Source organism: Falsiroseomonas sp. HW251 (genome assembly GCF_050563545.1).
Classification (GTDB): Bacteria; Pseudomonadota; Alphaproteobacteria; order Acetobacterales; family Acetobacteraceae; genus Falsiroseomonas.
The window spans coordinates 40175-55219 of record NZ_JBNXUM010000031.1 but is presented as its reverse complement, the minus strand read 5'-3'; the positions used below and the strand labels follow the sequence as shown (position 1 = coordinate 55219).

14 protein-coding genes are annotated in these 15045 nt (G+C 70.2%); all 14 read left to right on the top strand.

Annotation, left to right across the window (positions count from 1 at the left end; all coding sequences use genetic code 11):
* Positions 1-11 precede the first annotated feature (11 nt).
* Positions 12-920: a 4-hydroxy-tetrahydrodipicolinate synthase gene (dapA, locus tag ACLF3M_RS28125; RefSeq protein WP_430660322.1), complete on the top strand. Its 909-nt coding sequence runs from the start codon at positions 12-14 to the stop codon at positions 918-920.
* Between the two features lie 4 nt (positions 921-924).
* Positions 925-2034 (top strand): NAD(P)/FAD-dependent oxidoreductase, encoded by a 1110-nt coding sequence (locus ACLF3M_RS28120; RefSeq protein WP_430660321.1) that lies wholly within the window; start codon positions 925-927, stop codon positions 2032-2034.
* A gap of 67 nt (positions 2035-2101) precedes the next feature.
* Positions 2102-3076: a Bug family tripartite tricarboxylate transporter substrate binding protein gene (locus ACLF3M_RS28115; RefSeq protein ID WP_430660320.1), complete on the top strand. Its 975-nt coding sequence runs from the start codon at positions 2102-2104 to the stop codon at positions 3074-3076.
* A 7-nt stretch (positions 3077-3083) separates the two neighbouring features.
* Positions 3084-3986 carry a dihydrodipicolinate synthase family protein gene (locus ACLF3M_RS28110; RefSeq protein ID WP_430660319.1) on the top strand — a complete coding sequence of 301 codons (903 nt, stop codon included), beginning with the start codon at positions 3084-3086 and terminating at the stop codon, positions 3984-3986.
* Positions 3983-4753, top strand: coding sequence for an SDR family NAD(P)-dependent oxidoreductase (locus ACLF3M_RS28105; protein WP_430660318.1), 771 nt, complete (start codon positions 3983-3985; stop codon positions 4751-4753). The genes ACLF3M_RS28110 and ACLF3M_RS28105 overlap by 4 nt, the downstream gene beginning before the upstream one ends.
* Positions 4753-5967: a CaiB/BaiF CoA transferase family protein gene (locus tag ACLF3M_RS28100; protein WP_430660317.1), complete on the top strand. Its 1215-nt coding sequence runs from the start codon at positions 4753-4755 to the stop codon at positions 5965-5967. The genes ACLF3M_RS28105 and ACLF3M_RS28100 overlap by 1 nt, the downstream gene beginning before the upstream one ends.
* Positions 5964-6920, top strand: a complete 957-nt coding sequence (locus tag ACLF3M_RS28095; RefSeq protein WP_430660316.1) for a Bug family tripartite tricarboxylate transporter substrate binding protein — start codon at positions 5964-5966, stop codon at positions 6918-6920. The genes ACLF3M_RS28100 and ACLF3M_RS28095 overlap by 4 nt, the downstream gene beginning before the upstream one ends.
* A gap of 90 nt (positions 6921-7010) precedes the next feature.
* Positions 7011-7973, top strand: coding sequence for an ABC transporter substrate-binding protein (locus tag ACLF3M_RS28090; RefSeq protein ID WP_430660315.1), 963 nt, complete (start codon positions 7011-7013; stop codon positions 7971-7973).
* Positions 7974-7975: 2 nt separating this feature from the next.
* Entirely contained in the window at positions 7976-8761 is a 786-nt protein-coding gene (locus ACLF3M_RS28085) for an ABC transporter permease (protein WP_430660314.1), read from the top strand.
* A 2-nt stretch (positions 8762-8763) separates the two neighbouring features.
* A complete protein-coding gene (locus ACLF3M_RS28080) occupies positions 8764-10860 on the top strand; it encodes a hydantoinase/oxoprolinase family protein (protein ID WP_430660349.1) in 2097 nt (698 codons plus the stop codon).
* Positions 10860-12479, top strand: a complete 1620-nt coding sequence (locus ACLF3M_RS28075) for a hydantoinase B/oxoprolinase family protein (protein WP_430660313.1) — start codon at positions 10860-10862, stop codon at positions 12477-12479. The genes ACLF3M_RS28080 and ACLF3M_RS28075 overlap by 1 nt, the downstream gene beginning before the upstream one ends.
* Positions 12480-12482: 3 nt before the next feature.
* Positions 12483-13274: an ABC transporter ATP-binding protein gene (locus ACLF3M_RS28070; RefSeq protein ID WP_430660312.1), complete on the top strand. Its 792-nt coding sequence runs from the start codon at positions 12483-12485 to the stop codon at positions 13272-13274.
* Positions 13271-14128 carry an isocitrate lyase/PEP mutase family protein gene (locus tag ACLF3M_RS28065; RefSeq protein WP_430660311.1) on the top strand — a complete coding sequence of 286 codons (858 nt, stop codon included), beginning with the start codon at positions 13271-13273 and terminating at the stop codon, positions 14126-14128. The genes ACLF3M_RS28070 and ACLF3M_RS28065 overlap by 4 nt, the downstream gene beginning before the upstream one ends.
* A 197-nt stretch (positions 14129-14325) precedes the next feature.
* Complete coding sequence (locus tag ACLF3M_RS28060) at positions 14326-15030, top strand: response regulator transcription factor (RefSeq protein WP_430660310.1); 705 nt, start codon at positions 14326-14328, stop codon at positions 15028-15030.
* Positions 15031-15045 lie beyond the last annotated feature (15 nt).

Below are 15045 nucleotides of genomic sequence, written 5' to 3'. Positions count from 1 at the left end.
GGAACGCTGCCATGTCCCGGATCACGGGCGTCGTCCCCGCCATCACCACGCCGTTCCGCGAGGACCTGTCGCTGGACCTCCCGGCCTTCACCCGGCTGATCGAGGCGGTGATCGGCGACGGCGTGGACGGGATCCTCGTCAATGGCTGCACCGGCGAGAGCTGGGCGCTGACCGACGAGGAACGGCGCGCAGTCTACCGCACCGCCGTGGAGACCGCGCGCGGTCGCGTGCCGGTCGTCGCGGGCTGCGGGCACATGCTCGCAGCGGAATCCGTGAAGAAGACGCGCGACGCCGCGGAGGCGGGCTGCGACTTCGCGCTGGTGCAGCCGCCCTGGTACATCCTGCCCGGCCTCGAGGAGGTGATGGACCACTTCGCGGCGGTGCTGAAGGAAACCCCGCTGCCGGTGGTGATCTACAACATCCCGCGCCGCACCGGGATCAACCTGACGCCGGAGATGTGCGACCGGCTCGCGGACCATCCGAAGGTCGTGGCCTTCAAGGAATCATCGAAGGATTTCCTGCTGCTGCAGGAGATCATCCGCGCGGTGGGCGACCGCGCGAATGTCTTCGCGGGCTATGCGTCGCTGCTCGGGCTGGGCGCGCTGGCCTGCGGCGCCGTGGGCTACATGGACAGCACAACGCCGGTGATGGGGCGGCTGTCCGCGAATTTCTACCGGGCGGCGATGGGCGGCGACCTGCCGGCCGCGCGCGCGCTGCAGACTCGCATGGTCACGCTGACGAAGGGCTTCTTCGGCATCGGCACCTTCCCCGCCGGCGTGAAGGCGGCGCTCGACATGCTTGGCAGGCCGGGCGGGCCGACGCGGCCGCCGATCCGGTCGCTGGACGCCGCGCAGAGGGCGAAGATCCGCGCCGCGCTGGTCGGCGCGGGCCTGCTGGACCAGGCGCAAGCCGCGGAGTAGCGCCGTGTTCGACGCGCTTGTCGTCGGCGGTGGGGTGATGGGCGCGGGCACAGCGCTCGCCCTCGCGCGCGGGGGCATGCGCGTGATGCTGCTGGACCGCAAGGGGCTCGGCACTGGTGCGTCGGGCGTCAACGCCGGCACGCTGTCCCTTCAGATCAAGCGGGCGTCGCTGGTCCCTTATGCGCTGCGCGGGCGTGAACGCTGGGCCGACGCGCACCGCCTGCTCGGCGTGGACGTGAATTACCACATGACAGGCGGCCTGACGCTGGCCTTCACCGACGCCGAGGCCACGATCCTCGAAGCGCGGATGGCCGAGCGCAAGGCGGCCGGCGTGCCGCTGGAGATCATCCCGGCCGACCGCGCGCGGGCGATGGAGCCCGCGATCGGGCCGCGCGCCCTGCTCGCCTCCTACTGCCCGATCGACGGCTACGCCGACAGCACCGCGACGGGCCGTGCCTATCGCGCCGCGCTGGTCGCGGCCGGCGTGACGCTGCTCGAAGGCGACGGCGTCGCCGCGCTGGAACGCACGGGCGCCGGCTTCGCGCTGCGGGCGGAATCCGGCGCAGGCTTCGAAGGGCGCCGCCTGGTACTCGCCGCGGGCGCCTGGACGCAGCGCCTGGCGCGGATGCTCGGGGTGGAACTCCCGATCGTGGTGCGCTTCAACATGGTCTCGGTCACGGAGCGGATCCGGCGCCTGGCGACGATGACCATCGGCCACGCCACGGGCCTGCTGACGCTCAAGCAGTCGGACAACGGGACCATGCTGATCGGCGGCGGCTGGCAGGGCCGCGGCGACCCGGAACGCGGCGAGACCGCAATCGTGCCGGAGAACTTCCTGATGAATTTGCGCCTGGCGGCAACCGCGGTGCCGGCGCTCAGGGGCTCGCGCATCGTCCGCAGCTGGATCGGCTACGAGGCGCACGTGCCGGATTTCCTGCCGCTCGCCGGCGCCATGCCGGGCGTGCCGGACGCCTGGCTGCTGGCCTGCGTGCGCGGGGGCTACACCATCGGGCCGTGCATCTCCGAACTGCTGGCCACCCGGATCCTGGGCGGCGAGCCGGAGCTGCCGCTATTCGATCCCGGCCGCTTCAACTCTGTCGCGGCCGCGGCGTGATGGACGCTGGCGGGGTGGACGGTCCGGAGTCATCATCCCGCGCAAGGATCGAGGAAGGGGGAAACCGATGACCCACGACCTGGGCCGCCGCGCGCTGCTCGCGGCCGCGGCCGCGCTGGCGGCGCCGCGCCTCGCCGCCGCGCAGGCCTGGCCGACGCGGCCGATCACCATCGTCGTGCCCTATGCGCCGGGCGGCGGATCGGACGCCGCGGTGCGCGCGGTCGGGCCGATCATGGAACGCGTGCTCGGCCAGCCCATCGTGGTGGAGAACCGTGCGGGGGCCGGCACATCGATCGGCAGCACCTATGTCGCGCAGGCCAGGCCCGACGGCTACACGCTGCTCGCCGGGGCGACGCCGCTCGCGATCAATCCCGCGTTGCAGCCGCAATTGACGCCGAAGGAGCCGATGCGGGAGCTCGCGCCGATCGGGCCGATGTACCGCTCGATCTTCGTCCTCCACGTCCACAACAGCCTGCCCGCGACGACGCTCGCGGAGTTCTTCGCGCTGGCCAAGGCCGATCCGCGCGGCATCACCTATGGCAGCGCCGGCATCGGATCGCTCAACCACCTCGCGGTGGAGCTGCTGGCGTATCGCGCCGGCGCCCAGCTGGAACACGTGCCGTATCGCGGCACCGGCCCGGCGCTGCTCGACCTGCGCAGCGGGCGGATCAAGGCGATGTTCACCTCGCTGCTCGAAGGCGGCCCGCTGATGCAGGAAAGGATCACGCGGCCCATCGCGGTGTCGTCGAAGGAACGGATGTCGCAGCTGCCGGACGTGCCCGCCGTGGCGGAGACGCTGCCGGGCTTCGACGTGACGTTCTGGCAAGGGCTGTTCGCGCCCGCCGGCACGCCAGCCCCGATCATCGCGCGCCTGGCAGAGGCGCTGCGAGCCGGAACCTCCGACCCCGCCCTGACAGCGCGCTACGTCGAACAGGGCACGCCGTTGCTGGTCGGCGGGCCGGCGGAACAGGCGAAGCTGCTCGCCGACGACACCGAGGTCTGGCAGCGCGTCGCGCGCGAGACGAACCTTCGCATCGATTGAGGACGCCATGGCGAAGCTGACCCGCGAAACCGCGGTCGGGCCGATCCCCGCGGTCGTCACGCCCTTCACCGAGGCCGGCGAGATCATGGACGACGCCTTCCGTGACGTCGTGGAGCGCCAGATCGCAATCGGCGCCGGCGGCATCTGCGTGGCCGGCGACAACGGCGAATCCTGGACGCTGGACGGCGCCGAGCGGGGGCGGTTGACGCGGCTGGCGGTGGAGCAGGCGCGCGGGCGCGTCCCGGTGATCATGGGCGCCTCTGCGGCGACCGCGAAGGCGACCATCGCCTATGCCCGCCTGGCGCAGGAGGCCGGGGCGGCGGGGCTGCTGGTCATGCCGCAGCCCTATGTGCTGAAGGCGACGCGGGACGAGTTGCTGCGCCGTTTCGCCGCGCTTGCCGCCGCGGTCGACCTGCCCATCGTCGCCTACAACACGCCGCGCCGGTCGGGCATCGACCTGACGGTGGACGACATAGCGGCGATCTGCGATGCGGCGCCCGTGGTCGCGATCAAGGAAAGCAGCCGCGACTTCTTCCACCACACGCATCTGCTGGACCGGCTGCGCGACCGGATCTCCGTGCTGACAGGCCCGTCGCACTACATCCTGCCCTGCGTCGCGCTCGGCGCGCGCGGCTTCATCGCGACGGGGCCGGAGCTGCTCGGGACGGAATGCGCTGAGATCATGGCGCTCGGCGCGGGCGCGCCCTGCGACGAATACCGCGCGATGCACCGGAAGCTGACGGTGCTGTACCAGCTGCTGATGGGCACCGGCACCTGGCCGGCGGCGCTGAAGGCGGCGCTGAACCTGCTGGGCTGGCCGGCCGGCGTGCCGCGCGATCCCGTCCTGCCGCTGGCGGGTGCGGACCTCGACAGGCTCCGCCGCACCCTGGCGGAGCTCGGGCTGCTGTGAGCGACGCGGCGCTTCAGGGCCGCGTCGCCGTCGTCACCGGCGGCGGCAGCGGCATCGGCCGCGCCATCGCGCGCCGCTTCGCCAGGGCGGGCGCGCGCGTCGTCGTCGCCGGCCGTAGAGAGGCCGCGATTGCCGCGGTGGCGGCGGAAACACACGGCATCGCCGTGACCTGCGACGTGACGAGGCTCGACGACGTGGAAGCGTTGTTCGCTCGCGCGCTCGCTTGGGGCGGAAGCTGCGACGTCTTCGTCAACAATGCCGGTCAGACCGGCCCCGTGGGCGCGCTGGCCGAGGTGGACCTCGACGCCTGGCGCGCCTGCATCGAGGTGAACCTGTTCGGGGCGATGCACGGGCTGCGCGTGGCGGCGAGGATCATGGCGGCGCAGGGGCGCGGCTCCATCATCAACATGTCCTCGCGCATGGGGCTGCACGGTTATCCCATGCGCAGTGCCTACAGCGCGACCAAGTTCGCCCTGATCGGCATGACGGAAGCCGTCGCGCGGGAAGTCGGGCCGCGCGGCGTGCGCGTCAACGCGCTCTGCCCCGGCGCGGTCAGCGGCGAGCTGATGGAGCGCGTCATCGCGGCGCGCGCGGCGGCGGAAGGCCGCCCGCCCGAGGAGATCATCCGCCGCGACTACACCGACAGTGCCGCGCTGCGTCGCTGGCTCTCGCCGGAGGAAGTGGCGGACGCCGCGCTGTTCCTCGCCTCCGACGCGTCCTCCGCGGTCACGGGCGAACGCATCCGCGTGGATTGCGGGCGCTTCTGATGCGCGCGCTCGAGGGCATCCGGATCCTCGACTTCAGCCATGTCATCGCCGGCCCCTTCTGCACGGCGCAGCTGGGCCTGCTGGGCGCCGAGATCATCAAGGTGGAGGAGCCCGGCGGCGACTACATGCGCGGCCGCGGCGGCGACGATGCGCTGCGGCGGGCGGGCATGGGCGACCACTTCGCCGTGCAGAACGCAAACAAGCGTTCCATCGTGATCGACCTGAAGACGGACGAAGGCCGTGCGCTGGCGCGCCGGCTCGCGCTGCGCGCTGATGCGGTGGTGGAGAACTTCCGCCCCGGTGTGATGGCGCGGCTCGGGCTCGACTACGCGGCGCTGTCGGCGACGAATTCGCGCTTGGTGATGTGCTCGCTGAACGCCTTCGGCGAAGCCGGCTCCTTCGCCGGGCGCCCGGCCTACGACAACGTCGTCCAGGCCGCGTGCGGGCTGATGGCGATGACGGGCACGGCCGACTCCGGCCCGCTGAAGGCCGGCGCGCCGATCCTGGACTACGCGTCGGGGACCATGGCGGCCTTCGCGCTGGCCGCGGCGCTGCTGCGGCGCGAACGCACCGGGCAGGGCCAGCACATCGAGGTCTCGATGCTCGACACCGCCTTTATGCTGATGGGGCCCGTGATCTCCTCGCTGCTGAACGGCGGGCGCGCGCCGCGGCCGCATGCGAACGAACACGCGCTGGCCGCGGCGTCCTGCTACGAGGCCGCGGACGGCGCGCTCATCATGCTCGGCGCCTGCACGCAGCGACAGTTCGAAACGCTGTGCCGGCTGATCGGGCGCGCAGACCTGCTGGACGATCCGCGCTTCGCCGACGTGCGTCGGCAGGACCCGCATCGTGCCGCGCTGTCGGCGATCCTGGCCGAGGAGATGCGACGCCGGCCCGCCGCGGCCTGGGAAGCGCTGCTGGCGGACCAGGTGCCGGCCGTGCGCGTGCGCGACCTGGCGGAGGCGCTGTCCGACAGCGACGCCGCCGCGCGTGGCGTGGTGGCAGAGGTGGGCTGGCCTTCCGCCGGCGGCCGGATCGCCATTCCCGTCGCGGCCTGGCGCGCGGATGCCGACGGCCCTGCGATGGACCGGCCGCCGCCCGCGCTCGGCGCCAACACCGACGCCATCCTGACAGAGGCCGGCCTGGCTCCGGCGGAGATCGCCGCCCTGCGCAAATCGGGCGCATTGGGCATGAGGAAGGAAGCAGGACCATGATGCGTCGCCGTTCCCTCGTCGCGCTGGCCGGCGCTGCGCTGCCGCTGCCCGCCGTGGCGCAGGCCTGGCCCGGCAAGCCCGTCCGCTTCTTCGTGGGCTTCGCGGCCGGCGGCACGATCGACATCGCGGCCCGCCTGCTCGGCGAGAAGCTCTCCCCGGGCTGGGGCCAGCCCATCGTGATTGAGAACCGCGCCGGCGCCGGCGGCACCATTGCGGGCCAGGCTGTCGCGCGCGCCGAGCCCGACGGCACGACGCTGCTCGTCTCCTCCGCAGCGGAGGTGGTTGTCGCGCCCTATACCCAGGCCGGCCTCGCCTACAACCCGCGCACGGACCTCACGCCGATCAGCCTGATCGCGCGCAATCCCTTCGCGCTGGTGGTGACCGAGAGCCTGCCCGCGCGCACGCTCGATGAGCTGATCGCGCTCTCGAAGCGGCAGCCGCTGAGCTATGCGAGTTCCGGCGTCGGCACCACGACGCATTTCGTGACGGAGCTGTTCAAGCTGCGCACCGGCACGGATATCGAGCACGTGCCCTATCGCGGCACGGCGCAGCTTCAGGCCGACCTGGCGGCGGGTCGCGTGCAGATTGCCTTCGACGCGGTCTCCGCCGTGCTGCCGCAGGTCCAGGCCGGGCGGCTGCGCGCGATCGGTGTCGCGACCGCCACACGCAGCCCGCAGGCGCCCGACATCCCGACACTGGCGGAGCTCGGACTGGCCGGGTTCGTCGGCGGCGGCTGGGCCGGTTTCCTCGGTCCGGCAGGCCTGCCGGCGCCGATCGCAACGCGGCTCGAGACAGACGTGCGCGCCGCGATGGCCGCCGGCGTCGGGGAGGAACTGGCCAAGCGTGGCTTCGACCCCATCGGCAGCACCAGCGCAGAGTTCCGCGCTTTCATCGAGGAAGAGACTGTCCGCTGGGGCGAGGTCGCCCGCGCCGCCGGCATCAGGCCTACCTGATTTTCGTGCGCTTGCGGCGGTTTCGCGCTTACGCGCATCATCCGGCCTGGTCGGGCCGGAACCTGGATCCGATCACGGAGGACGTGCGTCATGACGAAGCCAATCCCTCCCGCCCCGTTCGGCCGCCGAGCGATGCTCGTCGCGGCCGTCGCGATGCTGCCGGCACCATCAATCGCCCAGGGCGCCGGCCAGACCATCCGCATCGCCGTGGTGCGCGCCACGGTCCTCGCGCCCGCGCTGCTGGTGCAGCAGTTTCTCCCGGCGGGCTGGCGGACGGACCTCACGCCCTTCGTCGCGCCCGGCGACATGTCCAACGCGCTGCTCACCGACAGCGTGGACCTCGCGTATATCGGCCTGACCATCGGCATCGTGGCACGGTCGCGCGAGCAGCCGATCTCCATCGTCGCGAATGGCGCGGGCAAGGGCACGGCGATCATCGTCCGCGCAGACAGTGACATCCGCAGCATCGCCGACCTCCGCGGCAAGCGGGTCGGCAACATCCCGCTCGCGATCCACGAGATCCTGTTGCGCGAGGAACTTCGCAAGGCAAACATGCGGATCCAGGACATCAACCTGATCCGCCTCGGCCCCGCGGACATGCCGGGCGCGCTGCAGCGCGGCGAGATCGATGCCTTCGCCGGCAACGAGCCGAACGCGACGCTCGCCGTGATGGGCGGCTATGGCCGCGTGCTGATGTTTCCCTATGACAATCCCGTCGGCACCATCAATGTCGGCGTGCTGTCCAGCGATCGCGTCACGTCGCAACGACAGGAGCTGATGCGCGCCTGGGCGGAGGCACATGCGAAGGCGACCGACAGGCTGGCGGCCGACCCGGAGGGTTGGGCCGACTTGGTCGCGCGCGAATGGGGCTACGATCGCACCGCGACCCGACGCTCGATCGACAACATCGAGCTGGGCTGGCGTATCGATGCGCGTTTTGAAAGCCAGCTCGGCGCGTATATCGACCGGCTGCAGGAGCTCGGCGTCATCACCCGCAAGCCCGACATGTCGAAGCTGCTGGTGAAGTCCTTCGTGGAGGGCGTCAGGGTCTGAGCATGGACGTCGTGTGGCGCGCCAGCCTTCCCTGGCGCGCGCTGGTCATCCCGCTGGGGGTCCTCGCGCTCTGGTCGGGGCTGACCGATGGCGGCATAGTACCGCGCTACCTGCTGCCGCCGCCGGGGGCGGTGTGGGACGCGGCCCTCGATTTCTTCTTCGGCGACGGGCCCGGGCCGTATTCCGGCACCTTCCTGATCCACTTCTGGGCCAGCCTGAAGCGCGTGCTGGGCGGTTTCCTCGTGGGATCGGGCCTCGGCGTGCCGATCGGCATCCTCCTCGGCTACTACCGCGGCGCGGCTTCCTTCGTGGAGCCGACGCTGCAGCTTATGCGGTCGATCCCCGGCATCTGCTGGCTGCCGCTGGCGCTGATCTGGTTCGGCATCGGCACGCCGTCGGCGATCTTCCTGATCGCGCTGGGATCCTTCTATGCAGTGTTCCTGGCGACGCTGCAGGCCGTGAAATACGTCGATCCCGTGCTGCTGCGGGCGGCGCGGAGCCTTGGCGCGTCGCAAGCCGCGCTGCTCGGCACCGTCGTGCTGCCCGCGGCGTTCCCGGGCGTGCTGAGCGGGCTCCGGATCGGGCTGGCCTATTCCTGGATCTACATGGTGCTGGGCGAGTTCACCGGTGTGAACTCCGGCCTCGGCGCCACCCTTCTGCAGGCGCGCGAGACGCTGGATACCGAGCTCATCATGGCGCTGATGGTGATCATCGGCGCGCTCGGCGTCCTGACGGACTGGCCTATGCTGCAGCTGATGCGGCGCGTGTTCCGGATGGATGTGAGGTGACCATGGCGGGCTACCGGCTGGGCGTCGATATCGGCGGCACGTTCACCGACTTCGTTCTGGAGGAGGTCGGCACGGGCCGGATCCATCTCGGCAAGACGCTGACCACGCCGACCGATCCCTCGGACGCCGTTATCGAGGGTCTGGCCGGCCTGCTGAAGGCCAGCGGCTGCGCGGCAGAGGGGCTGACGCAGATCGTGCATGGAACGACGCTCGGCACCAATTCGGTCATCGAGCGGACCGGCGCGAAGACCGGACTGCTGACGACCGAAGGCTTCCGCGACGTCCTCGCGATCCGGCGGGAGGCCCGCTACGACTACTACGACCTGCAGATAGAACTGCCGGAGGCGCTGGTGCCGCGCCCGCTGCGCCGCGGCGTCGCGCAACGCATCGACCGCGACGGCAACGAAGCGAAGCCTTTGGACCGCGACCAGCTGGCCGCGGAGATCGCGGCGCTGAAGGAGGCCGGCGTCGCCAGCATCGCGGTCTGCTACCTGCATGCCCACAAGAACGGCGCGCATGAGGCCTCGACGGCCGAGGCCATCGCGGCGATGGCGCCCGGCATCTATGTCAGCCTGTCCAGCGAGGTCGCACCGGAGATCCGGGAATACGAGCGGACCTCGACGACCGTCATCAACGCCTATCTCCAGCCGCTGATGGACCGCTACCTCGCGCGGCTGGCGGAACGCGTGGCGGCGATGGGGGTGCGCTGTGATCTGCACCTCATGCTCTCCAGCGGATTGCTCACGACGTCGGAACAGGCCAGGCGCTTCCCGACGCGGCTGATCGAATCCGGGCCCGCCGGCGGCGTGAAGCTGGCAGAGCGCTTCGGGCGGCTGACCGGTCAGAGCGACGTGATTGCCTTCGACATGGGCGGCACCACGGCCAAGGCGTCGCTGATCCATCACGGCGAAGTCGCGGTGGCGCGCGAATTCGAGGTCGCGCGGCTCGACCGCTTCAAGCGCGGCAGCGGCTTTCCCGTCCGCGTGCCCTGCGTGGAAATCGAGGAGATCGGCACCGGCGGCGGCTCCATCGCCTGGATCGACCGTCTCGGCCAGTTGCAGGTCGGGCCACGCAGCGCCGGCGCCATGCCGGGGCCGGCCTGCTACGGGCGCGGCGGCACGAAGCCGACGGTGACCGACGCCGACCTCGTGCTGGGCTATCTCGACCCCGGCTATTTCCTCGGCGGCGAGATGACGCTGGACATCGAGGCATCGCGCCGCGCGATCGAGGAACATGTCGCGACCCCGCTCGGCCTCAGCGTGACCCAGGCCGCCTGGGGGATCCATCGCGTAGCGAATGAGGACATGGCCAACGCCTTCCGCATCCATGCAATGGAACACGGCCGCGATCCCAGCCGTTATGCCCTGCTGAGCTTCGGCGGCGCGGGGCCCGTGCATGCCTATGGCGTGGCGCGCATCCTGCGCTCCCCCGCCGTGCTGGCGCCGTCGCGCGCCGGCGTCGCCTCGGCGCTCGGCTTCCTGGTCGCGCCGATCGCGTCGGAAGCGGTGCGTGCCTATGTCACGCGCCTCGATCGCATCGATTACGCGCGGCTGCGCGGGCTCTTCGCGGAGATGGAGGCGAAGGGGCGGGAATTCCTGGCCAGCGCCGGCGTCGCGCAGGCCGACATGGTCGTCACGCGGTCGGCGGACATGCAGTATGTCGGACAGATGCACGACATTTCCGTGCCCATGCCGGATGGCGACCTGACGGAGGCTGATTACCCGAGGCTACGCGCGGCCTTCTTCTCGCGCTATCGCGACCTGTTCCACCGGACCGCCGAATTGCAGGTCGAAGCGCTGAACTGGCGCGTCACGGTCAGTGCACCGCCACCGCCGCTCGACCTCGTGCTGCGACAGCCCGCCGCGGGCGCCGCTCAGAAGGGCGAGCGCCTGGCCTATTTCCCGGAAGCCGAGGGCTACGTCCTTACGCCGGTCTACAACCGCTATGCGCTGGCGCCGGGCGCCGCGCTGCAGGGCCCGGCGATCGTGGAGGAGCGGGAATCGACGCTCGTCGTCGGTCCCGGCGCGACGGTGCGCGTTGACGAGTACGGCACGCTGGTGGTGCAGCCACCCGCGGCCCGCGCGAAGGAGGCGGCGTGATGGACGGTGACCGCATCGACACCGACCAGGCGCTGGTCAACCAGGTCTTGTGGGCGCGGCTTCGCGCGCTCATGGACGAGGCGGGCGCCACGCTCCGCCGCACTGCCTTCTCCTTCCCCACGCGGGAGTCCAACGACTTCGCGGCCTGCCTGATGGACACCCATGGCGATTCCGTCGCGCAATCCATCCAATCCATCCCGTCCTTCCTCTCAACGCTGCCGCTGACGACCAAGGCGATCCTGGAAGTCCGGCCAAAGGAGAAATGGCGGCCGGGCGATGCGATGCTGACCAACGATCCCTGGCTCGGTGCGGGACACCTGCCCGACGTGACGATCGTGCAGCCCGTCTTCTGGCGCGACCGGCTGGTCAGCTTCGCCGGCGCGATCACGCATATCTCTGATGTCGGCGGCACGTTGTTCGGCGGCCAGACCCGCGAGATCTTCGAGGAAGGGCTGCGCTTCGCGCCCACCCTGATCCAGACCGCGGAAGGCCCCAACGAGACCTTCTTCGGCATCATCCGCACCAACACGCGCGTCCCGGACGAGGTGATCGGCGACCTGCACGCGCTGATGTCGGCCAACGACGCCGCCGCGCGCGGCGTCTGCCAGTTGCTGGACGAAGGCGAGTTGAAGGATCTCGACGCCTTCGGCGCCTACGTCAAGGATCGCTGCGAGATCGCGATGCGAGACGCGATCCGCCGCATCCCGAACGGTACCTACCGCGCCGAGGTCACGGCCGACGGCTACGACGAGCCGATCCCCTTGAAGTGCGAGATAACAGTGTCCCACGAGGACATCGTCATCGACTACACGGGATCGTCGCCGCAGGTGCCCTGGCCGCTGAACGGCGTACACAACTTCACATACGCCTACACCGTCTATCCCCTGAAATGCGCGATCGCGCCAGAGGTGCCGAACAACTCTGGCACGCTGCGGCCCTTCCGCGTGGAGGCGCCAGTGGGATCGGTGCTCAATGGCAAGCACCCCGCGCCGGTCGGGCTGCGGCACATCAACGGGCAGCTCCTGCAGGCGATGATCTACCGCGCGCTGCAGCCCGTGATGCCGGAGCGCGTGATCGCGGCCAGCGGATCGCCTTCCGCCATCGCAGTGCTGTCCGGTCGCAAGCCTGATGGCGAGGGCTTCGTGATCTACCTCTTTCTCGCGGGCGGCATGGGCGCGCGGCACGGGCGCGACGGCGTCAGCACCGTCGCTTTCCCCGCCACCGTCACCAACGTTCCGGCCGAGGTCGCGGAGGAAGCCGCCCCCGTCCGCATCGAGCGCAAGGAATACCGCCTGGACTCAGCCGGCCCCGGGCGCACCCGCGGCGGCTTCGGGCAGGAGGTCCGTGTGCGCAACGTCTCCGACCTGCCGATCACCGTCTCCATGCTGACCGACCGCCACCGCTTCGCGCCGCAGGGCCTGGATGGCGGGGGCGAGGGCGCGAAAGGCGAGGTCTTCCTGGAGTCCGGCGAGCCCGCGCGATCCAAGGGTCACACCATGCTCAAGCCCGGCGACTGCCTGGTGATCCGCACACCGGGTGGCGCGGGCTATGGCGACGCCGCACAGCGCCCCGCCGAGTTCATCGCACGCGACGTCGCCGCGGGCTTCCGGCCGGGCTGAGCGGTGGCCAACCGCATCCTCTTCGACCGCGTCGGGAAACGCTTCGAGCCGACGCGCGGCGGGTCGGTGGTCACCGCATTGGAAGGACTGTCACTCGCCATCGCGGATCGGTCCTTCGTCTGCCTGGTCGGACCCTCGGGCTGCGGTAAGAGCACGCTGCTGAACCTTCTGGCGGGCTTCGAGAAACCGACCGCCGGGCAGGTCCTGCTGGACGGCAGGCCCGTGCGCGGCCCTGCGCCGGACCGGGGCGTGGTGTTCCAGGAAGCCGCGCTGTTCCCCTGGCTCACCGTGCTCGACAACGTGTGCTACGGCCCGCGCCGGCGCCGCGTCCCGCGCTCAAGCTACATCCCTGCGGCGCGGGCGCTGCTGGAACAGGTCGGGCTCGCACGCTTCGCCGACAACTACCCCAACGAGCTTTCTGGCGGCATGCGCCAGCGCACCGCCATTGCGCGCGCCCTGGTCAACGACCCCGAAGTGCTGTTGCTCGACGAGCCCTTCGGCGCGCTGGATGCACAGACGCGATCCATGATGCAGGAACTGCTGCTCGCGATCTGGGAACGCCACCATCGCACCGTCCTGTTCGTCACGCATGACGTGGAGGAGGCGGTCTTCCTTGCCGACCGCGTGATCGTCATGAGCCGCGCGCCCGGCCGCATCATGGCGGACGTGACGATCGACCTGCCGCGCCCTCGCTCCTTCGAGGTGCTCACCGAGCCCGCCTTTACCGCCTACAAGCGAGACGTCCTCACCCTCGTCCGCCAGGAGGCCCGCGCCGTCGCGGGGGAACGCGATTGACCAGCGCCGCCCAGCGCCTGCGCGCGCTTCTCACGCAGCCCGATCCCGTGGTCGCGCCCGGCGCACCGGATCCTCTGACCGCGCTTCTCGCGCAAGAGGCGGGCTTCGCCGCGCTGCACGGCACCGGCGGCGGCATCGTGCGCAGCCTCGGCCAGCCCGATCTCGGCCAGTTCGGGCTCGAGACGCTGGTCGCCCGCATCGGCGCGATTACCGAGGCCTGCGACCTGCCCATCATCGTGGACGTGGACAGCGGTTTCGGCGGCCCGCTCCCGCTGGCCCGCGCCGTCCGCCTGCTGGCGCGCGTGGACGCCGCCGCGGTGCATGTGGAGGACCGAGAGGTCCCACGCCGCTCCCTCGACCCGCGCGCCGACATCATGGAACCGGCTCGGATGGAAGGCCGCATCCGCGCCGCGCTGCATGCACGTGGCGCCGAAGGCCCGCTGGTGATCGCGCGTACGGACAGCCGGCCGGCGCTCGGCCTGGACGCCGCGATCGACCGCGTCAATCGCTATGCCGATGCCGGAGCCGACCTCGTCTATCTTGAGTTCATCAAGGCGCGCGAGGAGATCGAGGCCGTGGCGCGCCGCGTCGCCGCGCCGAAGCTCATTGCCGTGACGCGGGGTGAGACCGCGCCGCTGACAGTGCGCGAGTTCGGCGAGTTGGGCTTCCGGGTGGTGATCTTTCCCGCGGATGCCCAGCTTGCCGCCATGCATGCCGTCCGTTCGATACTAGCGCATATCCGGGACCACGGCACGGCAGAGGGCTTCGGCGCGATGGCGACCATGACCGATCGGAACCGACTGGTCGGCACCGACGCCGCCCAGGCGTTCGAACAAGATCACTTGCCGGACTAGATTTGCACCGCGGATTGGATGTCGCGCACAGCGCGGTGCGATGCTGATCTGTGACTGCAGACTGCGACAAATCGGCACACGGAATCGTGTCGATTCATCACTGACTTGCGCGTCGCGTCAATCGGCGGTTTTGTCGGATACGGACCGTAACGTCTCCGAAGGGAGCGGATCGCGCTGCAACACCGTCGGAGGTCACCATGGCTCAATCCCGCCCGATCCTCATTGTCGAGGACGATGCCGCGCTCCGCGCCACTCTAGCCGAGCAATTGACTTCTGAAGGCGAGTTCCTGGCCGAGGAGGCTGAGAGTGCTGCTGAAGCGGAAGCCAAGCTGGGTGACGGCAGCGCTCGCTTCGACGCCATTCTGCTCGATGTCGGGCTACCAGACGGTGATGGACGCGACCTCTGCGCCAAGCTGCGCCGCGAGGGCAAAAACATGCCCGTCATCATGCTGACCGGTGCAAATGGCGAGTCCGATGTCGTGCATGGACTCGACTCTGGCGCAAACGATTACATCGCGAAGCCAGTCAGCGTGCCAGAGTTGCTGGCCCGTGTGCGTGCGCAACTCCGAACCTACGACGAGTCGGTTGATGCCGTCTTCAGCATCGGGCCCTACGTGTTTCGTCCAAGCGCGAAGCTTGTCCATGAGCCCGGCCGCAACCGCAAGATACGCCTGACCAGCAAGGAAACCGGCATCCTCAAGTTCCTCTTCCGCGCTGGTGGCCAGACCACACCGCGCGAGCAGCTCCTCCATGAAGTCTGGGGCTACAACAGCGGGGTCACGACCCACACGCTCGAGACGCATATTTACCGGCTGCGCCAGAAGATCGAGCCAGACCCCAATACGCCGGCTCTCCTGGTAACCACGAAAGGCGGCTACAAGCTGAACGTCACCGCAGCGTAATAGAAACACGGCAAG

What these genes read in the sequence shown, in the direction of transcription:
- dapA (WP_430660322.1), top strand. Translation starts at nt 12, where the DNA reads ATGTCCCGGATCACGGGCGTCGTCCCCGCCATCACCACGCCGTTCCGC.
- ACLF3M_RS28115 (WP_430660320.1), top strand. Translation starts at nt 2,102, where the DNA reads ATGACCCACGACCTGGGCCGCCGCGCGCTGCTCGCGGCCGCGGCCGCG.
- ACLF3M_RS28110 (WP_430660319.1), top strand. Translation starts at nt 3,084, where the DNA reads ATGGCGAAGCTGACCCGCGAAACCGCGGTCGGGCCGATCCCCGCGGTC.
- ACLF3M_RS28100 (WP_430660317.1), top strand. Translation starts at nt 4,753, where the DNA reads ATGCGCGCGCTCGAGGGCATCCGGATCCTCGACTTCAGCCATGTCATC.
- ACLF3M_RS28095 (WP_430660316.1), top strand. Translation starts at nt 5,964, where the DNA reads ATGATGCGTCGCCGTTCCCTCGTCGCGCTGGCCGGCGCTGCGCTGCCG.
- ACLF3M_RS28090 (WP_430660315.1), top strand. Translation starts at nt 7,011, where the DNA reads ATGACGAAGCCAATCCCTCCCGCCCCGTTCGGCCGCCGAGCGATGCTC.
- ACLF3M_RS28085 (WP_430660314.1), top strand. Translation starts at nt 7,976, where the DNA reads ATGGACGTCGTGTGGCGCGCCAGCCTTCCCTGGCGCGCGCTGGTCATC.
- ACLF3M_RS28080 (WP_430660349.1), top strand. Translation starts at nt 8,764, where the DNA reads ATGGCGGGCTACCGGCTGGGCGTCGATATCGGCGGCACGTTCACCGAC.
- ACLF3M_RS28075 (WP_430660313.1), top strand. Translation starts at nt 10,860, where the DNA reads ATGGACGGTGACCGCATCGACACCGACCAGGCGCTGGTCAACCAGGTC.
- ACLF3M_RS28060 (WP_430660310.1), top strand. Translation starts at nt 14,326, where the DNA reads ATGGCTCAATCCCGCCCGATCCTCATTGTCGAGGACGATGCCGCGCTC.